General features: G+C 66.2%; 21 protein-coding genes. 15 read left to right on the forward strand and 6 right to left on the reverse strand.

Annotated features, from left to right (window positions below; translation table 11 throughout):
- The 8 genes from AC1DJT_RS15790 to AC1DJT_RS15825 all read left to right on the forward strand — a co-directional run.
- On the forward strand, nt 1-897 hold an 897-nt coding region (locus tag AC1DJT_RS15790; RefSeq protein ID WP_476834395.1), incomplete at its 5' end, for a D-alanine--D-alanine ligase.
- Nucleotides 864-1,826, forward strand: coding sequence for a cell division protein FtsQ/DivIB (locus AC1DJT_RS15795; RefSeq protein ID WP_476770263.1), 963 nt, complete (start codon nt 864-866; stop codon nt 1,824-1,826). The genes AC1DJT_RS15790 and AC1DJT_RS15795, both read left to right, overlap by 34 nt.
- A 29-nt stretch (nt 1,827-1,855) precedes the next feature.
- Nucleotides 1,856-3,148, forward strand: a complete 1,293-nt coding sequence (gene ftsA / locus AC1DJT_RS15800) for a cell division protein FtsA (RefSeq protein WP_476834402.1) — start codon at nt 1,856-1,858, stop codon at nt 3,146-3,148.
- 105 nt (nt 3,149-3,253) lie between these two features.
- Entirely contained in the window at nt 3,254-4,954 is a 1,701-nt protein-coding gene (ftsZ, locus tag AC1DJT_RS15805; protein WP_441489310.1) for a cell division protein FtsZ, read from the forward strand.
- A 310-nt stretch (nt 4,955-5,264) separates the two neighbouring features.
- Nucleotides 5,265-6,209, forward strand: coding sequence for a UDP-3-O-acyl-N-acetylglucosamine deacetylase (lpxC, locus tag AC1DJT_RS15810; RefSeq protein WP_476834396.1), 945 nt, complete (start codon nt 5,265-5,267; stop codon nt 6,207-6,209).
- Nucleotides 6,210-6,384: 175 nt separating this feature from the next.
- Nucleotides 6,385-7,287 carry an outer membrane protein assembly factor BamD gene (locus AC1DJT_RS15815; RefSeq protein WP_441505373.1) on the forward strand — a complete coding sequence of 301 codons (903 nt, stop codon included), beginning with the start codon at nt 6,385-6,387 and terminating at the stop codon, nt 7,285-7,287.
- Nucleotides 7,288-7,353: 66 nt separating this feature from the next.
- On the forward strand, nt 7,354-9,054 hold the full coding sequence (gene recN / locus AC1DJT_RS15820; protein ID WP_476770637.1) for a DNA repair protein RecN: 1,701 nt from the start codon (nt 7,354-7,356) through the stop codon (nt 9,052-9,054).
- Between the two features lie 155 nt (nt 9,055-9,209).
- Nucleotides 9,210-11,294 (forward strand): DEAD/DEAH box helicase, encoded by a 2,085-nt coding sequence (locus tag AC1DJT_RS15825; protein ID WP_476834397.1) that lies wholly within the window; start codon nt 9,210-9,212, stop codon nt 11,292-11,294.
- Between the two features lie 667 nt (nt 11,295-11,961).
- On the opposite strand, the gene AC1DJT_RS15830 is transcribed toward AC1DJT_RS15825, so the two are convergent.
- Together AC1DJT_RS15830 and AC1DJT_RS15835 are read right to left on the reverse strand one after the other, a co-directional pair.
- Nucleotides 11,962-12,267 carry a hypothetical protein gene (locus AC1DJT_RS15830; RefSeq protein WP_476834398.1) on the reverse strand — a complete coding sequence of 102 codons (306 nt, stop codon included), beginning with the start codon at nt 12,265-12,267 and terminating at the stop codon, nt 11,962-11,964.
- A 149-nt stretch (nt 12,268-12,416) separates the two neighbouring features.
- A complete protein-coding gene (locus AC1DJT_RS15835; protein WP_476770638.1) occupies nt 12,417-13,217 on the reverse strand; it encodes a DUF2189 domain-containing protein in 801 nt (266 codons plus the stop codon).
- 227 nt (nt 13,218-13,444) lie between these two features.
- On the opposite strand from AC1DJT_RS15835, the gene ligA reads away from it, so the two are divergent.
- Complete coding sequence (gene ligA / locus AC1DJT_RS15840; protein ID WP_476834399.1) at nt 13,445-15,592, forward strand: NAD-dependent DNA ligase LigA; 2,148 nt, start codon at nt 13,445-13,447, stop codon at nt 15,590-15,592.
- Nucleotides 15,593-15,671: 79 nt separating this feature from the next.
- Here the strand turns inward: ligA and AC1DJT_RS15845 are convergent, their stop codons facing one another.
- Nucleotides 15,672-15,956 carry a hypothetical protein gene (locus AC1DJT_RS15845; RefSeq protein ID WP_476770914.1) on the reverse strand — a complete coding sequence of 95 codons (285 nt, stop codon included), beginning with the start codon at nt 15,954-15,956 and terminating at the stop codon, nt 15,672-15,674.
- Between the two features lie 186 nt (nt 15,957-16,142).
- A complete protein-coding gene (locus AC1DJT_RS15850; RefSeq protein ID WP_441505342.1) occupies nt 16,143-17,132 on the reverse strand; it encodes an AraC family transcriptional regulator in 990 nt (329 codons plus the stop codon).
- A gap of 97 nt (nt 17,133-17,229) precedes the next feature.
- Between AC1DJT_RS15850 and AC1DJT_RS15855 the strand changes: the two genes are divergently transcribed.
- From AC1DJT_RS15855 to AC1DJT_RS15870, 4 genes are all read left to right on the forward strand, one after another.
- Nucleotides 17,230-18,471: an MFS transporter gene (locus tag AC1DJT_RS15855; protein ID WP_441489301.1), complete on the forward strand. Its 1,242-nt coding sequence runs from the start codon at nt 17,230-17,232 to the stop codon at nt 18,469-18,471.
- A gap of 83 nt (nt 18,472-18,554) precedes the next feature.
- Nucleotides 18,555-19,418, forward strand: coding sequence for a helix-turn-helix domain-containing protein (locus AC1DJT_RS15860; RefSeq protein WP_476834400.1), 864 nt, complete (start codon nt 18,555-18,557; stop codon nt 19,416-19,418).
- Between the two features lie 12 nt (nt 19,419-19,430).
- Nucleotides 19,431-20,141: an AzlC family ABC transporter permease gene (locus AC1DJT_RS15865; protein ID WP_069879834.1), complete on the forward strand. Its 711-nt coding sequence runs from the start codon at nt 19,431-19,433 to the stop codon at nt 20,139-20,141.
- Nucleotides 20,138-20,437, forward strand: coding sequence for an AzlD family protein (locus AC1DJT_RS15870; RefSeq protein WP_441489298.1), 300 nt, complete (start codon nt 20,138-20,140; stop codon nt 20,435-20,437). The genes AC1DJT_RS15865 and AC1DJT_RS15870 overlap by 4 nt, the downstream gene beginning before the upstream one ends.
- 75 nt (nt 20,438-20,512) lie before the next feature.
- On the opposite strand, the gene AC1DJT_RS15875 is transcribed toward AC1DJT_RS15870, so the two are convergent.
- Nucleotides 20,513-22,357, reverse strand: coding sequence for an aminopeptidase P family protein (locus tag AC1DJT_RS15875; RefSeq protein WP_476834401.1), 1,845 nt, complete (start codon nt 22,355-22,357; stop codon nt 20,513-20,515).
- Nucleotides 22,358-22,661: 304 nt separating this feature from the next.
- Between AC1DJT_RS15875 and AC1DJT_RS15880 the strand changes: the two genes are divergently transcribed.
- Entirely contained in the window at nt 22,662-22,892 is a 231-nt protein-coding gene (locus AC1DJT_RS15880) for a hypothetical protein (RefSeq protein ID WP_441489296.1), read from the forward strand.
- Between the two features lie 53 nt (nt 22,893-22,945).
- Entirely contained in the window at nt 22,946-23,074 is a 129-nt protein-coding gene (locus tag AC1DJT_RS15885) for a hypothetical protein (protein ID WP_441476779.1), read from the forward strand.
- A gap of 41 nt (nt 23,075-23,115) precedes the next feature.
- On the opposite strand, the gene AC1DJT_RS15890 is transcribed toward AC1DJT_RS15885, so the two are convergent.
- Nucleotides 23,116-24,027, reverse strand: coding sequence for a 50S ribosomal protein L11 methyltransferase (locus tag AC1DJT_RS15890; RefSeq protein ID WP_476834403.1), 912 nt, complete (start codon nt 24,025-24,027; stop codon nt 23,116-23,118).
- Between the last annotated feature and the right edge of the window lie 10 nt (nt 24,028-24,037).

Genomic DNA, 24,037 nt, shown 5'->3' on the forward strand with positions numbered 1-24,037 from the left:
GTCTTGATGGGCGGATGGTCCGTCGAGCGGGAGGTCAGCCTCAATACCGGCGACGGCTGCGCGAGGGCCTTGGAGAGCGTCGGCTACCGCGTGACGCGAATCGATGTGCAGCGCGATATTGCCGATGTGCTGGATCGGCTGCGCCCGGACGTCGCCTTCAACGCGCTTCATGGCCGCTTTGGCGAGGACGGCACCATCCAGGGCCTGCTCGAGATTCTGCGCATTCCCTACACCCATTCCGGGGTGCTCGCCTCGGCGCTCGCACTGCGCAAGGACAGGGCGAAGACGGTCGTTGCGGCTGCCGGGGTTCCGGTCGCGCGCGGCGTTACCCTGTCGCGCTTCGAGGCCGCCAAGACGCACCCTCTGCCGCCGCCCTATGTGCTGAAACCCGTCAATGAGGGGTCCTCGGTCGGGGTCATCATCGTGAAAAAGGGGCGCGAACATCCTCMGCAGGAAGTGGCGCGGGAGGACTGGCCGTGCGGGGACATGTTGCTGGCCGAGAGCTTCGTCGCCGGGCGGGAGCTGACCTGCGCGATCATGGGCGACAAATCCCTTGGTGTGACCGAGATCCGGGCCGCGACGGGCGAGTTCTACGACTACGATGCGAAATACACGAAAGGTGGTTCGATCCACATCTGCCCGGCTCAAATTTTACCAAAAATTTACCAGCAGATCGAAGAGTGTGCGTTAACGGCGCATCAAGCAATCGGGTGCCGGGGCGTCAGCCGTTCTGACTTCCGCTACGACGACGAGACCGACACTCTCGTCTGGCTGGAGGTCAATACGCAGCCCGGGATGACCGAAACCAGCCTGGTGCCCGAGTTGGCTGCCCACGCGGGCCTGAACTTCGGTGAGCTCGTCAAATGGATGGTGGAGGACGCCTCCCTCGATCGATGAAAGCGGCGGCGGTGCCTGCCCGACGTTCATCGATGCCGGCCGCAGGGCCGCAACTTCTGGTCGGCGAGCGTTCGCGTCGCTGGTTCCGGTCGTCGCGGCGCAGTGCGGTGGCCCTCCCGCTGTGGCAGCGCCTGCCGCAGCGGATCGGGACCTGGCTGGCTCTTGGGTTTCTTGGATTGAGTATCGGGACAGGCTTCGTGCAGGGCGGACATGTCGAAACGATGCAGGAGAACTACGGCGAGCCGCGCCATATGCTGGCGCGCCTGGTCGGGCTCGGCGTCGACAGGGTGACGATCTCTGGAATCTCGGAGCTGTCCGAGATCGAGGTCCTGATCGCTGCAGGAATCGATTCGAAGACCTCGGTCGCCTTCTTCGATGCCGACGAGGCGCGCCGTCGCCTCGAGGCGACGCCGCTGATTCGCCAGGCGACGGTTCGCAAGCTCTATCCCAGCGAGATCGCGATCACGCTGACGGAGCGTGAACCCTTCGCCCTCTGGCAGGTGAAGGGCGACCTTTTCCTGATCGCAGCCGATGGCACGGTCATCGACAAGATGGATGATGGCCGCTTCGCCCATCTGCCGCTCGTCGTCGGCCCAGACGCCAATACCCGCGCCCGTGAATACGTCGCACTGCTCGCCGACGCTGGACCATTGGCGCCGCGCATCCGTGCGGCCAGCCTGATTGCCGGCCGGCGCTGGAACCTCAAGCTCGACAACGGCATGGATATCCGCCTGCCGGAGATCGCGCCGGGGGAGGCCATCAAACGTCTCGCCGGCCTCGAAACGGATTTCAGGCTGCTGGACAAGGACCTGCTCGCCATCGACCTGCGCCAGCCCGATCGGGTGGTGATGCGGTTGACGGAAGAGGGGGCGGCGACCCGCGCCGAGCAGCTCAAGAGCAAGACCAAGAAGAAGGGAGGCGAGGCGTGAACTTCACCTCTCAGGGCCTGACACCACGGATGCGTCCGCTTTCGTCGCGCAAGAGCGCGACCTTGTCGATTCTGGACGTCGGAACGAGCAAGGTGGTCTGCCTGATCGCCGAGCTGAACCCGGCCGAGGCGAACGAGCGGTTGCGCGGGCGCACCCATGTCGCGCGCATCATCGGCATCGGCCATCAGCGYTCGCTCGGCGTGAAGGGCGGCGCCATCATCGATCTCGAAAACGCCGAACGCGCGATCCGGGCCGCTGTCGATGCGGCCGAGCGCATGGCCAAGGTCGAGGTCCAGTCCGTCATCGTCAACCTGACCGGTGGGCGCATCGGCTCGCAGCATTATGCCGCCAGTGTCGACCTGCGTAGCGGCTCGGTCAGCGATTCCGATGTGAAGCGGGTTCTCGCGGTCGCCGCGACGCATGCGATCAAGCCCGGCAAGGCGGTGATGCACGCATTGCCGACCGGATATGCGCTCGACGGCGTGCCGGGCGTGCTTGATCCGCGCGGCCTCGTCGGCGGCAAGCTCTCCGTCGACATGCATGTCGTCGCCAGCGAGGCGGCTGCTGCCCGCAACGTCATGCTGGCGGTCGAGCGTTGCCATCTCGAGGTCGAGGCGGTCGTCGCGTCTCCCTATGCTTCCGGTCTCTCGGTTCTCGTCGACGACGAGGCCGAAATGGGCGTCGTCGTCGTCGACCTGGGCGGCGGCACCACCAGCCTCGGTGTTTTCTCGGGCGGCCATCTGGTCCATGCCGACGCCATTGCGGTCGGTGGCAATCACATCACCATGGACGTGGCGCGTGGGTTGTCGACCCGTGTCTCGGCCRCCGAGCGGCTGAAGACGCTGCACGGATCGGCGATCTCCAGCGCTTCGGACGAACGCGACATGATCTCGGTGCCGCAGGTCGACGATGACGAGCGCGACACCCCGAACCATCTGGCGAAATCGCATCTGATCCGCATCATCAAGCCGCGGGTCGAGGAAATCCTCGAGCTCGTGCGTGACCGGCTCAACGCTGCCGGCTTTTCGGCCCAGGCCGGCCGCCGCGTCGTGCTGACGGGCGGTGCCTGCCAGTTGACCGGTTTGCCGGAGACGGCGCGCCGGCTGCTCGGCGGCCAGGTCCGCACCGGCCGGCCGCTCGGGATCAAGGGCTTGCCGGAGGCTGGCAAGGGACCAGCTTTTGCGACCGCGGTCGGCCTGCTGGTCTACCCGCAGGTCGCTCATGTCGAACATTTCGAGCCTCGCGCGAGCGGCGCTTACTTCGCGACGGGGACGGACGGGTATTTCTCGCGTGTCGGGCGTTGGCTGAAAGACAGTTTCTAAGGGTATCGGGCCGGGCGGCGCGGCGCCGTTCCGACCCAAGAGTAAAATCGTAGCAATCGGGACGGCTCCCGCCAGGCGCCGGACAAGAAATCGAAAGAGGCAACCATGGCGATGAATCTGCAAGCCCCTGACATCCGGGAGCTAAAGCCCCGGATCACCGTGTTCGGTGTCGGCGGAGCCGGCGGCAACGCGGTCAACAACATGATCGAAGCCGGCCTCGATGGGGTCGATTTCGTCGTTGCCAATACCGATGCGCAGGCTCTGGCGCTCTCGCGTGCTTCGCGCATCGTGCAGATGGGCCTGCAGGTCACCGAAGGCCTCGGCGCCGGCTCGCAGCCGGAAGTCGGGCGTGCGGCGGCGGAAGAGGTGATCGACGAGATCCGTGATCACCTTGCCGGCGCGCACATGGTCTTCATCACCGCCGGCATGGGCGGCGGCACCGGCACCGGTGCGGCCCCTGCGATCGCCCGCGTCGCCCGCGACATGGGTATACTGACTGTCGGCGTCGTCACGAAGCCGTTCCAGTTCGAGGGCCATCGCCGCATGCGCATGGCGGAGGCTGGCATCTCGGAGCTGAACGAGGCGGTCGATACGCTGATCGTCATCCCGAACCAGAACCTGTTCCGCGTCGCCAACGAGACCACCGGCTTCGCCGATGCCTTCGGCATGGCCGACCAGGTGCTCTATTCCGGCGTCGCCTGCATCACCGACCTGATGGTCCGCCCCGGCCTGATCAATCTCGACTTCGCCGACGTTCGCGCCGTGATGCGCGGCATGGGCAAGGCGATGATGGGCACCGGCGAGGCGCAGGGCGAGAAGCGTGCGCTGACCGCGGCCCAGGCTGCGATCAACAATCCGCTGCTCGACGATGTCTCGATGAAGGGCGCGCGTGGCCTGCTGATCTCGATCACCGGCGGGCGCGACATGAAGCTCTATGAGGTCGACGAAGCTGCCACCCGCATCCGCGAAGAGGTTGATTCCGAGGCCAATATCATCGTCGGTGCGACATTCGACGAATCGCTCGAGGGCGTCGTGCGCGTCTCCGTCGTGGCCACCGGTATCGACAAGCCGATCAGCACCCAGGCTGAAATGGATGATACCGAAGCCCGTATCGCCCAGGTTGCCGAGCGTCTGAAGGCCGAAGCGCGTCTGCGCAACACCGCAGCCGCACCGCGTGCCGCGGCTCCGGTTCATGCCGAGCCTATGCTGGAGATGCGTGCGCCTGTGAATGTCGAGACCGTGCGCCAGTCGGCTCCGGTGCAGCCGAGCGTTGCGGAAGACATCCGCATCGAACCGGTGCAGCCGCGTCCGGTGATCGCGGCCGCTCCGGTGAGCCAGCCGATGATGCATGAAGAGCCGATGATGCGTCACGAGGACAGCTTCATCGCCCCGGCCCCGGAGCGTGCGGTCGTCCGCCCGACGCGGATGCCGCGGATCGAGGACCTGCCGATGCCGGCGCAGAACCAGATCGCGGCGAGCCGCGGTGCGCAGTCCGTTCCGCAGCCTCCGGCCCAGGCCGACCAGAAGCGCATGTCGCTGATGCAGCGTCTCGCCTCGGTTGGTTTCGGTCGCAAGGATGAGGACGAGGCCCAGCCGCAGGCGCCGGTGCGCCACGCGCCGCCGCCGATGCAGCCTGCCGCTCCGGCGCCGAGCGCTGCCCATGCCGAATACATGCGCCGGCCGGCTGTGCCGGCCTCGCGCCCGGCGCAAGGCCAGCTCGACCAGCTGGGCCGTGCTGCGCCGAATCGCAGCAGCGAAGAGGATCAGCTGGAGATTCCCGCGTTCCTGCGCCGCCAGGCGAACTGAGCGCTACAGCGCCTGCGACAGTTGTAACAGAGCCCGGAGCGAACCCTCGCTCCGGGCTCTGTTTACGTTTGAAAAACCATATACTTCAATGGGATGGTTATTTTTCTCTGATTKAGTTCGCTTGTTACAGAGCGAAAGAAAGCGTGATTTTGTCGGCATCCACCTAAGGCGTATGTTGCGCTTGCCCCAAAGGGGGATGACGGCATCGGCAACCGCCAGGCGCCGCCCAACTGAAGGACCGCAGACGACCGTCAGGCAGCCCGTAGCGTTGTGCAGCCGAGATCGTTAGCGTTCGAGATTGGATACCGGAATGAATTTTGATCGGCAGACCACACTCCGCGCTCCCGTGTCCTTGAAGGGAATCGGTGTTCATTCCGGAGCCCCCGCCGGAATCTGCCTCAAGCCGTCCAACGCGAACTCCGGCATCGTCTTCCTCCGCAAGGAGTCCGAGGGCGGCCCCTCGCACCTGATCCATGCCCGCTACAACAAGGTGAGCGCCGCTGAGCTCTGCACCGTGATCGGCGATCGCGGTGCCGCCTCCGTCGCGACCATCGAGCACCTGATGTCGGCCTGCGCCGGCCTTGGGCTCGACAATGTCCTGATCGAGATCGACGGCCCCGAAATGCCGATCATGGACGGCAGCGCGGCGGAATTCGTCACGGCGATCGAAGATGTCGGCATCGTCACGCTCGGTGCGAACCGCCGTTATCTCAAGGTCCTGCAGCCGGTCCGCGTCGAGAAGGGGCGCGGCTTTGCCGAGCTCGCGCCGTTCGACAGCGGCTTCCGCCTTGATGTCKAGATCGATTTCGACACCCCGGCGATCGGCCGTCAGCGCAAGATCTTCGACCTCGAGCCGGTCGCCTATGCCCGCGAGATTTCGCGTGCCCGCACCTTCGGTTTCATGCGCGAAGTCGAACAGCTCTGGAAGGCGGGTTTCGCGCTTGGCGCCTCGCTCGACAACACTGTCGCGATCGGCGACGACAAGGTGGTCAACCCCGAAGGCCTGCGCTACGCCGACGAGTTCGTGCGCCACAAGGTGCTGGACGCAGTGGGCGATCTTGCGCTGGCCGGCTATCCGATTCTCGGCGAGTTTCGCTCCTATTGCGGCGGTCACCGCATGAATGTGACCGTTCTGGAAGCCTTGTTCGCGGATCGCGCGAATTACGCGATCGTCGAGGCCGAGCCGGTCTATGCGCACCGTGCCGTGCAGATGGCCGTTGCGGCCCCCGCGGCCTTCGCGCCCGATCTGCACTGAGCAGTCGAACAGTTTCGCGCGCGCCTTGCATTCGCCTGCTTTTTATCGAATGCAGCATGGGCCCCGCATGTTCGTAACCTGCCTTTCCCCGGTAGCGTGAGCGCTGCGTCTGAGGTAAAGGCATCCTTCGCCATCTTGCGGTGACGAGCGAAAGAGGACGGACGACGTGAGCGTCATGCGGCTGAATAACCCGACTTCCCAAAGCGCCCGACCGATGCGGATGGGCGTTGCCCTGACGCTCGGCGCCGCCTTGCTGCTCGGCGGCTGCGACACGATGTCGTCGCTCAATCCGTTCGACAAGCCTGAGGTCTACAAGCCGGAAATCATCGCGGATGTGCCGGCCGACAAGCTCTATAACGAGGGGCTGGCTCGCTCTCAGAATGGCGACAGCGAAGGCGCGGTCAAGAAGTTCGAAGAGATCGACAAGCAGGCGCCGTTCTCGCCCTACGCGAAAAAGGGCTTGATCATGGTTGCCTATACGAATTTCCAGGCGGCCAAGTACGAGGACGCGATCACGGCGTCCAAGCGCTTTCTGGCGCAGAACCCCGCCAGCCCTGATGCTGCCTATGCGCAGTACATCATGGCGATGTCCTATTATAACCAGATCCCGGACGCGACGCGTGACCAGGAGCGCACCGAGCGCGCGCTTGCCGCGATGCAGGAGCTGCTCGATCGCTATCCGAAGTCCGAATATGTGATCGACACCCGCGAGAAGATGCTGGTTGCGCGCGATCAGCTCGCGGGCAAGGAGATGAATGTCGGGCGCTACTATCTCGAGAAGCGCAACTATACCGGTGCCGTGAACCGCTTCCGCGACGTCATCACCAAGTACCAGACCACGCGCCATGTCGAGGAGGCGCTGATGCGCCTGACCGAGGCCTATATGGCGATGGGCATCACCAATGAGGCGCAGACTGCCGCTGCCGTGCTCGGGCATAACTTCCCCGACAGCCCCTGGTACAAGGACGCCTATACCCTGCTTCAGAGTGGCGGCCTCGAGCCCCGCGAGGATCGCGGCTCCTATATCAGCCGGTTGTTCAACGGCTTCACCCGTTCGGTCGTCGGCCTCGTCCGCTGAGGCCGGGCAGGTGCACGGCCGGGTGACGGACCGCATGCCACTCCCTTCAATCACGCGCTGAGCGTCATGCTGGCGCAGCTTTCGATCCGCGACATCGTCCTGATCGACCGGCTCGATCTGGCGTTTGGCGCCGGGCTGAGCGTGCTGACCGGTGAGACCGGTGCAGGCAAGTCGATCCTGCTCGACGGCTTTGCGCTGGCGCTCGGTGGTCGCGGCGACGGCGGGCTCGTGCGCCATGGCGAGGCGCAAGGCCAGGTCAGTGCCGTCTTCGACCTGCCGCTCGCCCATCCGGCTCGCAAGCTGGCGCAGGCACAGGAGATCGACACAGACGGCGATCTGATCCTGCGACGCGTGCAATATGCGGATGGCCGGACACGCGCCTTCGTCAATGACCAGCCGGTCAGCGTCCAGATCCTGCGGCTGATCGGCAGCGCCATCGTCGAGATCCACGGTCAGCATGATGACCGGGCCCTGACCGATGCGGCCCAGCACCGCGCCATACTTGATGGTTTTGCCGGCCTCGAAGGACAGGCCGAGATCACGGCGACGGCCAGCGATGTGCTGAAGCGCGCGCGACAGGCGCTGCAGACGCAGCGCATCCGTGTCGAGGCCGCGCGCAAGGAGGCCGACTTCCTGCGCCACGCGGTGGCCGAACTTGGCAAGCTTGCGCCGGAGCCGGGCGAGGAAGATGCACTGGCCAGCCGGCGCCAGGGCATGATGCAGGCGGAAAAGGTGGCGCGGGATCTTTCCGATGCCTATGAGGCCGTCGGTGGCCAGGCTTCCCCTGTCCCCTCTCTTGCGGCGGTGCTCCGCCGGCTGGAGCGGCGGGCTGCGCAGGCACCAGAACTCGTCGATCCCTCGATGGCAGCGCTCAACACCGCGATCGTGGCGCTGGAAGAGGCGGGCGAAGCGCTCGCGGCGGCCATGCGTGCGGCGGAGTACGATCCGCGCGAGCAGGAGCGGGTCGAGGAACGGCTGTTCGCCTTGCGGGCAGCGGGCCGAAAGTTCGACGTTCCCGTCGAGGCGCTTGCCGATCTTGCGGCCAGGATGAGTGCCGACCTTGCCGATCTTGACGAGAGCGAGAGCTCCTTGGCCCGGCTCGAAGCGGAGCTCGCTCGGGCGGAAGCAGATTATCTCGCCAGGGCGCGGGAGCTCTCTGCTGCCCGCGGCGAGGCCGCGCTGCGTCTCGACACTGCGGTCAAGGCAGAACTGCCGCCGCTGAAGCTCGAGCGTGCGCGATTTATTACCCATATCGATCGCGACGAGGATGCGCGTGGTCCGGAAGGGTTCGACCGCGTCGAATTCTGGGTCGAAACCAATCCCGGCACGCGGCCCGGCCCGATGATGAAGGTTGCGTCCGGGGGCGAGCTCTCGCGCTTCATGCTTGCCCTGAAAGTCGTGCTTGCCGAGCGCGGGTCGGCGCCGACCCTTGTCTTCGACGAAATCGATAGCGGAGTCGGGGGCGCGGTCGCGGATGCGATCGGAGAGCGTCTGGCGCGTCTGGCGCGACAGGTGCAGGTCATCTCGGTGACGCACGCGCCGCAGGTCGCGGCCAAGGCTGGACGTCATTTCCTGATTGCCAAATCGGCGCTGGACGATGACGCGGCCTCTCGTACGGTGACGCGCGTGACGCCGCTCGAGGACCGGACACGGCGCGAGGAGATCGCTCGCATGCTTGCCGGTGCCAGCATCACCGAGGAGGCGAGGGCTGCCGCCGCCCGTCTGCTCGACGCTGCTGGCCTGCATGGCGCGGCGGCGCGCGCCTGACCACAGCGATCTGCATTCCCTTTCTGCGAATTCTGCTCTAAGAGCGGCACAGACTGGCTTATGGTGTTATGGCTGCGTTTCGCGCGCCGCGATGCCTGCCTCACGATCTCCCGCGCCGCATCACGCCGCGCGCATGAACTCAAGGCCGATTAACGATGGCATTCCTTCCCACGAGCCCGCCGCTCGCGCGTGCGCTCGCCGAACGCAACTACAATGATCCGACGCCCGTCCAGAACGCCGTTCTGGAAGAGGCGGCGGCCGGACGCGACCTTCTGGTCTCGTCACAGACGGGCTCCGGCAAGACCGTCGCCTATKGGCTCGCCATCGGCGAGACCCTGCTGGAGGGCGCCGAGGTGCTGGGCCGTGCCGGGCAGCCCCTGGCGCTGATCATCGCGCCGACCCGCGAACTGGCATTGCAGGTCCAGCGCGAACTCGCCTGGCTCTACAAGCATGCCGGCGCCCGGGTGATCTCCTGTGTCGGCGGCATGGATCCGCGTCGCGAGGCCGCCTTGCTGGACGAGGGCGCACATATCGTCGTCGGCACACCCGGCCGCCTGCGTGACCACATCGAGCGGCACAGGCTCGATGTCTCGGCGCTCCGAGCCGTCGTCCTCGACGAGGCCGACGAGATGCTCGATCTCGGTTTCCGCGACGATCTCGAATTCATTCTGAAGACGACCCCAGCGGAACGCCGCAGCCTGCTCTTCTCCGCGACCTTGCCCAAGGCGATCATCGCGCTGGCGAGGAGCTATCAACGCGATGCCCTGCGCATCGAGGTGGCCGGCTCGGCAACCGGGCATGCCGACATCGAGTATCGCGCGATCCGTGTCTTCCCGAAGGAAGCCGAGCTCGCTGTCGTCAACCTGCTGCGCTTCCACGATTCGCCCTGCGCGCTGGTCTTCTGCAACACCCGCAATGCGGTCCGCCATCTCGAGGCGATCCTGCTGGAGCGCGGCTTTTCGGCCGTGGCGCTCTCAGGCGAGCTCAGTCAGAGCGAGCGCAACTCGGCGCTGCAGGCCCTGCGCGACGGGCGTGCCCGCGTTTGCGTCGCGACCGACGTGGCTGCGCGCGGCATCGACCTGCCGGGCCTGACACTGGTCATCCACGCCGAACTGCCGAACGATCCAGAGGTCATGCAGCACCGCAGCGGCCGGACGGGCCGCGCGGGCAAGAAGGGGACGAGCGTCCTGCTGGTGCCGCCCTCTCGGCGCCGCAAGGCCGACATGCTGCTCTCCGAGGCCAAGGTCGAGGCCGTCTGGGCCGGCGCTCCGACGCAAGAGGAAATCCGCGCGCTCGATCAGGAGCGGCTTCTGCAGGATCCGCTKCTTACCGGCGAGGCGAGCGAGGATGATGCCGGCATGGTCGAGGCCCTCCTCGCTGGTCGCTCGGCGCAGGAGATCGCGGCCGCCCTGGTCAGGGTCTATCGTTCGCGCCTGCCGGCGGCGGAGGAGGTCGGAGATCCCGGTTTCGGGCGCGACGAGCGCAGGCCGGTGCGCAGCACCGAGGATTACGCCCGTCCGCGCGAGCGTGACCGCGAGCAGGGAGAGAGGCCGCACAAGGCCGGGCCGCGTGGCGATACGGTCTGGTTCCGGCTGAATATCGGCCGCCGTGACGGCGCCGATCCCAGGCAGTTGCTGCCGATGCTCTGCCGTCGCGGCAAGATCACCCGTGACGAGGTCGGCGCCATCCGCATCTTCGACACGGAAACCAAGGTCGAGATCGATGCCGATGTCGCGGAACGCTTCGCGTCGCTGGCGAGCGCGACCGACCGGGACAAGATCGTGATCGAGCCCGTGACCGGCGAAGCCGAACGGCGCCCGGCCAAACCCTTCGCGGAGAAGGCATCCCATACCCGTGCGCCACGGGCCGATGATGAACGGGCGAGCGCGCCGTTCCCTGGCAAGAAGAAGCCTTACGAAGGCAAGGGCAAGCCCTTCGGCGCCAAGGCGCATGGCGGCAAGCCTTATGATCCCGTCCGGCGCGATCGCGAGCCCGTCTATGACGAGAACGCGGTGTTGCGCCCCAGCGAGCGGCCCTTCGAAAAGAAGTCGGGCCCCTCGGATAAGCCCTTCGCCAAGGGCAAGCCCTTTGCCGGCGCCAAGCCCTTYTCTGCCAAGCCCAACCATGGCGGGAAGAGCTTCGGCCATGGCAAGCCGGACGCCGGATTTGCAGGCGGTGAGCGTGGCAAGCCTGCCGGAAAGCCGTTCAAGAGCAAGAAGCCGCGTCGGGACGATCGCTGATCAGGGACGTCGTTCGCCAGCCCTGGCAACAGGGCTTGAGATCATTCAGAAACGCCCCCTCCCAGGCTAGGAGGGGGCGTTTCGCGTTTCGGTGACCCGTCCATCTTGAGCGGTGGGCAGGGAACTCTGTGTCATTTACGTGGCCGAGACCGTAGGGGAGCAGCGCTCGCGAACGGAGATGCGACGGCATGGAATGCGGCTGACGCCAGGACGTGGTCGCGTCCCGGTACAAGGCAAGTCGGGATTGTGTTGAGCCGCCGGTGATCAAGCGCTGAGGATGCTCCCGCCGACGAGCGTCGCTGACATCCGTAATGTTCGCCAACTTGCCGCGACTGGCGCTCCTCGGGCCCGGGGTCAGCGCAAGCCCAGGAAGGACAGGATAGCGAGGACCACGACCACGAGGCCGACGATGTAAATGATGTTGTTCATGAGAAGCCCCCGGCTTTGATCGGGCTGCTGGCGCCCGCATGATTCAGCGTCACCATTCTGCTGTGACGAGAACTGAACCGGTGCGGCGCRCAAAGGTTCCCAAACGGTGTTGGCGGCTGCAGGCGCGATGGAACCCCGAAGGTCGTGTAGGCCGGGCTGCTGAGCGATATCGCGGCCGGGCAGCGTTGAGAGGGAGCCGGATCGCTCCGACACCCTCTTCGGGTGAATTCATCTGCGTTCAGCGGCAGATGGTGACCGGGCGGACCACCGGGCCGACGCCCGGAACGAAACCGCGACGGAACACCTTGTAGCAGCCGCCATAATAGGCGCTGGCGTAGACCGGGCGGTATCCCCAGCCTGGGCGGCCCCAGCCCCAGGGGCGGGGATGACGAAAACCGCGGCCGAAATGGCCATGATGGCCAKGGCCGTGCCAGCCAGGCGCGGCTTGCGCGGAGGTGGCGGTGGCCAGCGAGCCGCCGATGAGGGCGCCGGCGCCGAGAATGAAGGCGGTGGCAAGGCCGGTGAGGATCGTGCGGGCGGTCATGAAATCTCTCCCTTGGCTTTGTGCGAGGCCGCGGGATGCAGCCTCATGACCTTTGGTCGCGCGAGACGCGAGACAGGTTCAAAGCTGCGGGAGATTTTCTGAGGAGCCCGGCGCAACCGGGCCGAACCGGCCCGGTTGCGGAAGACGGGCTATTTCTCCACGACCTTGCGGTAGAGATGCCAGGTGGCGTGGCCGAGGATCGGCATGACCAGGACGAGACCGACCAGCACCGGCAGGCAGCCGAGGATAAGCAGGCCGGTGACCATGAGGCCCCAGATCATCATGACGCGCGGGTTGGCTTCGACCGCGGCAACCGAGGTGCGGATCGCCGTTGCCACATCGACATGCTTGTCGAGCACCAGCGGGAAGGAGATCACGGTCATTGAAAAGGCGGCAATCGCGAAGAGCGCGCCGAGCGCGTTACCGACGATGATCATGGTCCAGCCGTTCGGTGTCGTCAGTACGTCGCCGAGGAAGTCGCCGATCGAGGTCCCCGGCATGCCGCCAAGAAGCCAGCGATAGATCAGCCAGGCGGAGAGCAGCCAGGTGATGAAGAGCCCGGTCAGTAAGGCTCCGAGTGCAAGGATCGTCCCGATCGAGCGGGATTTCAGGATCGCGAAGGCGTGCGCCCATGAGGAGTTCATGCCGCGTTCCCGGCGTCGGCTGATCTCGTAGAGGCCGATGGCCGCGAAGGGGCCGAGCAGGGCAAAGCCGGACAGCAGAGGGAACAGCAATGGGAAGATGTTGTAGCTCACGGTGAGCTGAGCGATGACGACGCCCGCGATCGGATAGATCAATGCGATGAAGACGAGATGGCTCGGCTGGGCCATGAAGTCCTCGTAACCGCGCCAGAGCGCGTCGCGCAGATCGGCCGTGGTGATGGTGCGCACGCGCGGCTCAATGACGGGCTTGGCAGGCGCATTCGTCTTGCGGTCAGCATTGGAGATCATGCTGTCGAGATTGGCCATTGGCAGTCCTCCCGGTTCTGGCCCGGTGCGCAATGGCGGTCCTGACGCGATCCTTGGGTCAAGTCGCCGAAGGCGTCGAGCATCCAATTCCAGCGCCACCATTATACGCCTGATGACGGAACTTGTCGCAAGCCCGTGCGAACACGATGGTGAGACGCGCGCAGGCGATGGTCTTTCTCGACTCCAGCAACTCGCCTAAGACAACGGTCATGAGCGAAGCCGAACCCCTACCCGTCGAAGACCTGACGCCCCGCCAGGCGCGCGCCGAGCATAAGCTGCTGGCCGCCGAGATCGCCGAGGCCGACCGCGCCTATTTCCAGGAGGATGCGCCCATCCTCGACGATTCCGCCTATGACGCGAAGCGTCGGCGGCTGGTTGCGCTGGAAGAGGTGTTCGCGGAACTGAAGGGCAATGAGGCGCTCAGCGACAAGGTTGGCGCCAGGCCGTCCTCGAAATTCGCCAAGATCCGCCACCGCGTGCCGATGCTCTCGCTCGCCAATGCGTTCTCGGATGAGGACGTCGCGGATTTCGCGATGCGTATCCGCAGCTTCCTCGGGCGCAAGGATGATGCCGGGCTCGCCATCACGGCCGAACCCAAGATCGACGGGCTGTCGCTGTCGCTGCGATACGAGAAGGGCGAACTCGTTTCCGCGGCCACGCGTGGCGACGGAGAGGAGGGTGAGGATGTCACGCTCAATGCCCGCACCATCTCGGAGATCCCGCACAAGCTCGTCGGGGACGATGTGCCGGAGGTCGCGGAAGTCCGCGGCGAGGTCTATCTCGGCCATGCCGATTTTGCGGCCATCAATGATCGCCAGCGCGAGAAGGGCGAGCGCGAATTCGCCAATCCGCGCAATGCTGCAGCCGGATCGCTGCGCCAGCTCGACGTCTCGATAACCGCCGCGCGGCCGCTTCGTTTCTTTGCCTATGCCTGGGGCGAGATGTCGGAACTGCCAGCCGCGACCCAGTTCGGCGTGGTCGAAGCCTTCCGACGCTGGGGCTTCAAGACCAACCCGCTGATGCGCCGCTGCGAGCGTGTCAGCGAGCTCCTGGCGCATTACCGCGCGATCGAGGCCCAGCGCGCGACGCTGGGTTACGATATCGACGGCGTGGTCTACAAGGTCGACGATCTCGCGCTCCAGACCCGGCTCGGCTTCGTCGCGCGTGCGCCGCGTTGGGCGATCGCGCATAAATTCCCGGCGGAACTGGCGACCACCCTTCTCGAGGCGATCGACATCCAGGTCGGGCGCACCGGCGCGCTCAGCCCGGTTGCGCGGCTGCGCCCGGTTACTGTCGGTGGTGTCGTCGTCACCAACGCGACCCTGCATAACGAGGATTACATCCGGGGCTTCGATTCCAAGGGCCAGCCGATCCGCGACGGCGCCGATATCCGAGTCGGCGACACGGTGACGGTGAAGCGGGCCGGCGACGTGATCCCGCGCGTCGAATCCGTTGATCTCGGCAAACGGCCGGGGGATTCGCAGCCCTATGTCTTCCCGACGCTGTGTCCGGTCTGCGGCAGCCATGCGACGCGCGAAATCAACCCGCGCACGGGCAAGGAAGATGCGGTGCGCCGCTGTACCGGGGGGCTCATCTGCTCGGCGCAAGCTGTCGAGCGGCTGAAGCATTTCGTCTCCCGCGACGCGCTCGACATCGACGGGCTCGGCGACAAGCAGATCGAGTTCTTCCATGCCGATCCCGACCTGTCGGTACGGGAACCCGCCGACATCTATACGCTGGCGGCCCGCGACGCTGCCAATCTCAAGAAGCTGAAGGACAAGGAAGGCTTCGGCGCGCAAAGCGTGAAGAAGCTCTTTGATGCGATCGAGGACCGGCGCGCGCCACCGCTCAACCGCTTCGTCTTCGGACTTGGCATCCGCCATGTCGGTGAAACCACGGCACGGTTGCTGGCGCGGCATTACGGATCGTTCGAGGCCCTGCGCGAAGCAGCGACCGCTGCTGACCCGCAATCCCCCGAGCGGCAGGCGCTCGATGCCATCGACGGCATCGGCCCGACCGTCGTCGAGGCACTGGTCGAGTTCTTCGCCGAGGCCCACAATCAGGAAACGCTCGACCGGCTGCTGGCGCAGGTGACGCCGCAGCCGCTGGAGGCGGTCGCTTCGACGAGTCCGGTCGCCGGCAAGATCGTCGTCTTTACCGGCGCGCTGGAGCAGATGACCCGTGACGAGGCCAAGGCCATGGCCGAGCGGCTGGGCGCCAAGGTCGCGGGTTCGGTCTCGTCGAAGACCGACCTGCTGGTCGCCGGACCCGGAGCTGGTTCGAAGCTCAAGGACGCCGCGAAGCACGGGGTCAAGGTGATCGACGAGGCCGGCTGGTTTACCCTCGTGCGCACCTGAAGCTGCTTGCCATCGGCTTGTTTCGTCGCGGCGCTCCCGCCGTGACGAGACTGTCTAAGCGGGACACGAGCTAAGGCGATCAGCGGCGATGTTGGTGGCGATGACTGTTTGGGGTACCGGTGTTCTGCGGAATGCCGACGACGCCCTTTACACCGCCAACCACGCCTCCGGCGACTCCGCCAACGACCGCTCCTGCAACGCCAACGACCGCTCCTGCAACGCCGCCGACCGCTCCGGCCGCTCTGTTGCCGATATCGGCGCCTTGGGCAGCACCACGCGGCACGCCCTGAGCGCTCGCTGTCAGAGGTAAGGCGAAGATCGTGAGAGCCATTGCGCCGGCGAAAGCGAGACATCTGGTTGTCATGATAATGGTGTCCATTCGGATCACAGCGCCGCCCAGCGGGCACTCGGCGGTCGAAGGGAAAACCGCTTCCTCGGCACATAGTTCCGGCCGTCTTGCCGATTCCGTACCCATTTCATCGGGGCGATCTAGAGTGACGGCGAGGCCCGGTGTGCGCCAGGCCCTAACCCAAACTCACAGAGGCTTGCGTTACGTGCCGCCGAACTGCTGCGGCGGCGCCGAGCCCGGCCGCGGACCGCCGTCGAAGGCCGCCAACCCGTCCGTTTCCGCCGCTCGGAAGTGGCTTGGCGGCGCACCGATGACGCGCTTGAAGGCGCGGCTGAAGGCGGCCTCCGATTCATAGCCGAGCCGGCGCGCGACAATGGCGATTTTCATCCGGTCGCGGACGAGCCATTGCCGGGCCTGATGCATCCTGACCTGCACGACATAACGGGCCGGCGTCTCGCCAACGACGCTGGCGAAGCGCTCGGCGAACGCGGAGCGCGACGCGTGCATGACTCCGGCAAGCGCCTCGACGGTCCAGTCCTCGCTGGGATGGAGATGGATCGCGGCCAGGACCCGCCCGATATCGGGATCGCGCGCCGCGGCGACCCAGCCGGTCGAATCACCGCAACCCCGTTCGACCCAGGAGCGGATCAGCGCAGCGGCGACGACGTCGGCCAGGCGGGTGAGGATGCTGCCGGCACCGACCCGGTCCAGCGCGAGCTCGCAGGCCATGGTCGTGAGCAGGGGCGGGATGCCCGGTTCGTTGGCCGCGAGCTCGTGCAGCCGCATCAGTTCCGGCATCATCCGCAACAGCGGGTGCTGGCCATCGACGTTGAAGCTCATGCTGCCGCTGAAGAACATGGTCTGTTCACCGTCGCCACCACCGCGCGCCTCGGCGATGTCGCCGCAGACGGTCTGGAGCTGGCATTGTCCGAGCGGCTTGGTGCAGGCGCCGGGCGCGCTCGCCAAGGCGTGCTCGGCACCGCGCGGCAGCAGTACTGCATCTCCCTGCTCGAGGCGGATCCATTCGTTCTCCGGCGTTCGTAGCCAGCAGCCGCGCTCGGCGGCGAAGTGGAAGCGCGCCGCCTGCTGCGCCGGAAAGAGCAGGCCCCAAGGGGCGGTCATCTGGAAACGAGCATAGTCGACGCCCTCCAGCCGCAGGCCACGGAGCATTTCTGTCAGCGGATCGGTCATGGATTCCTGGACGAATAGTCAAGCATTCCGGATTTCCTAACATGGAAGCTCCAGAGCGTCATCTCTACTTGTCTGGTCCGACGTCCTGGAGACCGCCATGTCCGATTCCCTTTCCGCTACCGCGGACCCGCAATTCATCCCTGCCGAGATCGAGGAACGCACCGAAGCGGCGTGGCCGGCGATCTTCTCGCTCACCATGGGCGTGTTCGGGCTGGTCACGGCCGAGTTCCTGCCGGCAAGCCTGCTGACGCCGATCGCTGCCGACCTGGGCATCAGCGACGGGGCAGCTGGGCAGGCCGTAACGGCGACCGCCGTCATCGGCGCGGTCGCCGGTGTCGCGACTGCGATCATGACGAGAAGTATCGACAGGCGCATCGTGATGTGGGCGCTGACGTCGCTGCTGGTGGTGTCGAGCCTGCTGGCTGCGGTCGCCACGGGGCTGACGACGCTTCTGTTCGCGCGCCTGCTGCTCGGCATCGGCCTCGGCGGCTTCTGGTCGATGGCGGCGGCGACCGCGATGCGGCTCGTCCCGGCAAGGCTGCTGCCGCGGGCGATGTCGATCATCTTCACCGGCGTCTCGGTCGCGACGGTCAGCGCCGCGCCGATYGGCGCCTATCTCGGCGAGGCGATCGGCTGGCGCGCCGTCTTTGTCATTTCGGCCGGCATCGGGGCGGTGACGCTGCTCGCCCAGGTGTTGACGTTGCCGAAGCTGCCGCCGCTGGCGGCGCCAAGCATCGGCACTCTCTTCGAGCTGCTGGGGCGGCCGAGCATCCGGCTCGTCCTGTTCGCGGTGCTGGTGATCATCTCCGGGCACTTCGCCGGATTCACCTATGTCCGTCCCTTCCTGGAGCAGGTACCGCTTCTGAAGGTCGAGGCGATCTCGCTGGTTCTGCTGGCCTATGGCGTCGGCGGTTTCTTCGGCAATTTCGCTGGCGGTGCCGTGGTCGCACGCAGCGTCAAGGCCGCCGTCGTGCTGGGCTCGCTCGCGATTGGCCTGGCGGCGCTCACGCTGCTCCTCTTCGGGGCTTCGACCCTCGTGTCGGGGTTCGCAATTGCGCTCTGGGGCTTCGCCTTCGGCTTCCTGCCGGTCGGCATCCAGACCTGGACGGTGCGCGTCGCTGCCGATCAGGCTGAAGCCGCGGGCGGCCTTCTCGTCGCTGCCTTCCAGGTCGCTATTGCGGGCGGGGCGATCTTCGGCGGATTGCTGGTCGACCATCTCGGCGCGTTGGGCGCCGTCGGCTATCTCGCCACCGCGACGCTGCTCGGTGCTGCCCTCGTCCTCGGTCTGGGCCGCGAGCCACCGGCTGCCAGCGGCGCGGCGTCGGCCATGGCCGGCTGAGATCGGATGGCGACGGTCCGCGTGATCGTCGCCATCACTTTTCTTCAAGACATCAGGGCCGGTATTCGCTGTATCCTGGCGGCATGGAATTGATCAGCCAAGGCGAAGCGCTGCTGGACACTCCGCTGCTGGCGGGGGAGCAAGCCCGCATCTTCACGGCCTCACGTTTCGCGGGGCTGGAATGCCTGTCGGCGAAGTTCCAGACGCATTCCTATGCCCCGCACGCGCACGAGACCTATGCGATCGGCACKATCGAAGCGGGCTGCGAGATCTGGCATGCACGGGGCCAGCGGCTTTATGCCCATGCCGGCGACATGGTTTTCAACCATCCGCTCGATGTCCATGACGGCCTGCCGCATGCCGGCGGCTATCGCTACCGGATGACCTATCCGACCGTCGAACTGATGCAGGAGGTTGCGGCCTCGCTGACCGGATTCGAGGTGCTTGGCACGCCGTTCTTCGCCGAACCCTGCGTTCACGACCCGGAGGCTGCGGCGCTGTTTTCTGCCGCGCACCGTCTGCTGGAGGAAAGCGGCGATGCCCTGGCGGGTGAAGAAGGGCTCTTGCGCGCCTACGCCTTTTGCCTGGCGCGCCATGCCGATCTTTCGGTGCGTCCGCTCGGGCGCGAGCGCGGGCCGATCGCCGAGGCCCGTGCGCTGCTCGAGCAGCGCTATGACGAAGACCTTTCACTGGCTGAAATGGCGCGGCGTTGCGGGTTGCCACGACATCATCTGATCCGTGCCTTCCGCCGCGAGACCGGCCTGACGCCGCATGCCTATCTCGTCGACATCCGTGTCCGCCGCGCGCGGGATCGCCTGYGTCGCGGCGAGATGCCTGGCGACGTTGCGGCGGCGACCGGCTTTTGCGACCAGGCGCATCTGACCCGCGCCTTCAAGGCGCGGCTCGGCGTCACTCCGGGCGCCTTCCGCGCTGCCCATCTGGCCTGAAGGGCTGTTTGCATGTCCATCCTCGACGATGCCCGTCTGGGCTTCAGCGATATCTGGCCGGCCGCCCTGGCTGCGGTCCCGATCGGCCTGCTCTTTGGCGCGCTCGCGGCCGGCAAGGGCCTCTCGCCGCTGGAGGTCTTCGTCATGGGGGCGCTGGTCTTTGCCGGCGGGGCCCAGTTCGCTGCGGTCGAACTCTGGGCGAGCCCGGCGCCTGTCTTCGCCATCATTTTCTCGACCCTGCTGATCAATGCCCGCCACGTGCTGATGAGCGCGTCGATTGCACCAAAGCTTGGGCGTTTCAGCACGGCCCAGAAGCTGACGGGCCTGTACTACATGGCTGACGAGAACTGGGCGCTGGCGGAGAAGCGAGCCCGGCTGCGGCAGCTCACGCCGGCCTACTGGTTCGGCATGATCGTGCCCTTCGTCTCATGCTGGCTGACGACGACGACTGTGGGCGCAACGGTCGGCGCGGCAATGGGCGACCCGCGCAGGCTCGGAGCCGACTTTGCCTTCACCGCGCTGTTCATCGCGCTGGTCGCTTCGTTCTGGAAGGGCAGGGTGACGTTCTGGACGGTGGCGGCTGCCGGTATCGCATCGGCGCTGACCTACAAGTTCGTCGGGCCACCCTGGCATGTCGCGGCGGGGGCGCTGAGCGGTCTGCTGGCCGCCTGGCTGGCTGCGGGGACGGAGCCAGACGTGGTTGCGGAGGGCGTGAAGTCGTGACACTCGACACGCTGAATCTCATCGCCATCCTGGGCATGGCGGCCGTCACCTATCTGACGCGGATCGCCGGACTGGCGCTGGCGGGGCGGCTCGATCTGTCGCCACGCGCGCAGGCAGCCTTCGACGCCATTCCGCCGGCCGTGCTGGTGGCGGTCATCGCGCCGAGTGCGCTGGCGACCGGCTGGCCGGAGACCGGAGCCGCACTCCTCGCCGCACTCGCTGCAACGCGGCTGCCGCTGCTGGCTGTCGTTGCCGTTGGGGTGCTGGCCGTGGTCGGGCTGAGGATGGTGATCTAAGGACATGACCTGAAGCCGCCGTCATGGTCGGGACGAGCCCAGCGATGGCGGCGGTGTCACTGCAGTGGTCGGCGTCTATAGCGGCCTGCAGGCGGCTTCCAGCCAGGCCCTCGCTTCGCCCTCCAATCGCGGGCTGAGCTTGGCCCAGACTTGCGCGTGATAGGCGTCGATCCAGGCGATCTCACCGGCATCGAGCAGCGAGCGCTCGATCAGCGCCCGTTCATAGGGGCACCAGGTGATGGTCTCGAAACCATAGATCGTGCGGTCGCCGCCGGGGATCTTCCGCTCCTCGACTACGATCAGGTTCTCGATGCGGATGCCGTACTCGCCCTGCTTGTAGTAGCCGGGTTCGTTGGAGAGGATCATGCCCGGCTCCAACGGCGTCGTGCCGAGCTTGGAGAGCCGCTGCGGCCCTTCATGCACCGAGAGATAGCTGCCGACGCCGTGGCCGGTGCCGTGATCGAAATCGAGACCGGCCTGCCAGAGCGGCAGGCGGGCCAGTGCGTCGAGCTGCGCGCCCGACGTTCCCTTGACGAAGACCACGCGCGAGATCGCCAGATGGCCCTTGAGCACGCGTGTATAGCGATCGCGCATCTCGGCGGTCGGGGTACCGACTGCAATGGTGCGGGTGATATCGGTGGTGCCGTCCTCGTACTGCGCTCCGGAATCGACCAGGAAGATGCCGGGTTCGAGCCGGCGATTGCTGGATTCCGTGACGCGATAATGGGGCAGGGCGGCGTTGGGGCCGGCGCCGGCGATGGTGGTGAAGGAGACGTCCTTGAGCAGGCCGGTTTTCAGGCGTTCGGATTCCAGTGCGGCGACCGCGTCGATCTCGGTGAGTTTGCCCTTCGGCGCCTCGCGCGCGAGCCATGACAGATAGCGCACCACGGCTGCGCCATCGCGCAGATGCGCGGCGCGGGTCCCGTTGAGCTCGGCTTCGTTCTTCCTTGCCTTCATCAATGCGATCGGGTCGGCGCCGGCATCGGGTGTGCCACCGGCATCGCGGATCAGGGTGGCGAGTGCGGAGGCGGCCGTCGCCTGATCGAGCCGGACCTTGGCCCTGGCCTTGCCTAGCGCCTCGAGTTGCCTTTCGAGTGCCGCCGGCGGGGCGATCTCACCGACCGCACCGATGGCGTCGCCCGCCTCGTTCGTGATCTTCTCGGGTGCAAGGAAGACGGTCGGGCGCCCCTCGCGCGGGACGATGCCATAGCCCAGCGGCAGGGGCGTGTGCTCGACGTCACCGCCGCGGATATTGAAGGTCCAGGCGAGGGCATGCGGGTCGGAAATGACCAATGCGTCCACCTTGGCCTTGGTCAGCGCTTCCTGGATGCGTGCAAGTTTGCTGGCGGTGGTCTCACCGGCATAGTCACCGCGATGGGCCTTGACCGCCGCGGCTGGAGGGGCCGGGCGATCGCTCCAGAGGGCGTCGATCGGGTTCCGCGAAACGGCGGTCAGTGTGCCGCCGGCAGCCGCGACCGCCTTCTCGAGCTTCGCGACGCCATCGACGGTGTGTAGCCAGGGATCGTAGCCCAGCCTCGCCCCTGCAGGCAGGTTCGTTTCGATCCAGCGTTCGAGCGGGGTCTCTTCCATCTTCACTGGCGCAACGACCTGCGTGTCGGTCTGCTMGGCCGATTGGATCGTGTAACGGCCGTCGACGATCAGGACTGCCTTGTCGGTCAGCACGACGGCATTGCCGGCCGAGCCGGTGAAGCCGGTGAGCCAGGCGAGCCGCGCCATATGGGCCGGAACATATTCACCCTGATGCTCGTCCGCGCGCGGCACGATGAACCCGTCCAGGCCTTGTGCAGCCAGCGCCTTGCGCAGGGCCGCGACGCGGGGCGCGACTTCGGCCGGATTGCTCGGTTCGGAAAAGGACTGGAAGCGGCAGGTCGGCAAATTGTGCGCGGGCGATTMGGTCATGGCGGGTCCAAACATGGCGATACCCGCCATCGTCGCGTCAGAACCGGCGGAAGGCCAGCGCAAATGCGACATCCTTGCCTGCTTTGTCGGCAGGCCCTCATAGCCGACGTTTTGGGCGTTTTGCCTCTTCGCTATGCGGTGGGCGTCAAATGTTAATGAAAATTTGGGGTACGCATGCGTCATGCGCATATCTCGCATCTGCGAAATCATCTTCTCGCAAGTGCGAAGAAGTACCACTTTGGTTGCATAAGAGAACGAGGAAGCGACCGGGACTGTCCTTCGTTTGGAATGAGGAGATGGACCTGTGACCTATGTATTGAATGCGACCGAAGCCCTGCCTGCCGCCAAAGCCATGAACACGGCGGGTCTGAGCTTCTGGCAGCGCCTCTATGTCGCAATGATCGAAAGCCGTCGCCGCTCCGCCATCCGTGAGCTGCGCGCGCGCTCCTACCTCGTCAACGAGGCGGAGATCGTGCTCGGCGGCTTTCCGCAAACGGCGCTGAAGAACGACGCCGCGCTTCCGTTCAACCGCTGATCTTTAGCGCCGCGCCCGAAGAGGCCGCCCGCGCTCCAAAAAGGACCAAGACCATGATCGCCATCGTCAAGCACGTCTTCGAATGGGTCGTCGATACGGCCAAGTTCACCGCCGCCGTCTGGCATGACGCTCGCGCCCTGCAGGCCGAGGCGGAACAGAAGTACGGCCACATCGCCTTCTGAGCCTGAGCTCGGAGCGACAACACCCTCTTTGGGTGGCTGGCCTAGTAGGGGCGGCGCGGTCTTGGGGCCGCGCCGCCCCTTTTCATGACGAGGGTGGCCCAACCCTCGCGCAGGGACTGGCGCGCCAGGAACAGGCCCTGGTGCCGGTAGGTCGAGACGATCCCGGCGACATCCATCGCCAGAAGCCCGGAGAGGATCAGGGTTCCGTCCCGCGCCAGCACGCGCGCGAGCGACGGGGCGAGACGCTTCAGCGGGCCGGCCAGAATATTGGCGAAGACCAGATCGAAATGGTCGGGCCGGTTTGCCTTGGCGTGGAGCAGGCCGGGCGCGACATAGAGATCGAGCGCCCCTGGCGCGTGGTTGACGCGAGCATTGCGCGCTGCGACTTCGACTGCGACGGCATCGATATCGCCGGCGACGACGCGGCGCTTCGTTTGCATCGCCAGTGCGAGCCCCAGAATCCCGGTGCCGGTGCCGACATCCAGGCCGCGCAGCGGGCGGCGCTTCTTGAGTTCGGCATCAAGCGCCAGCAGGCAGCCGGCGGTGGTGCCGTGATGGCCGGTGCCGAAGGCGAGCGCCGCCTCGATCTCGATCGCGACATCATTCACCCGCACCGTGCCGCGGTCATGCGCGCCATGGACGAGCACGCGCCCGGCCCGCACGGGCTTGAGCCCGTCGAGGCTGGTGGCGACCCAATCCTTCTGGTTGACGGTGGTGAAGGGGGTTGAATCGATGCTGTCGCCGACGATCGGGCGCAGCATGTCACGCACCGCGTCTTCATCGGGATGGGTCGCGAAATAAATCTCGACCTTCCACGGCGCGCTGAGCGAGAGCGTGGTGACGCCGTCCTCGATCTCAAAGGAGGAAATAGCCGTCTCGGTCGGATCGAAGATCTCGCCGAGCAGTTCCGTCAGCGCGCGCGCCTTGTCGCCGCTGGTTGAGAGTTCGAGCACGGTCGCGACC

This window comes from Allobosea sp. 05T422_2 (genome assembly GCF_056396265.1).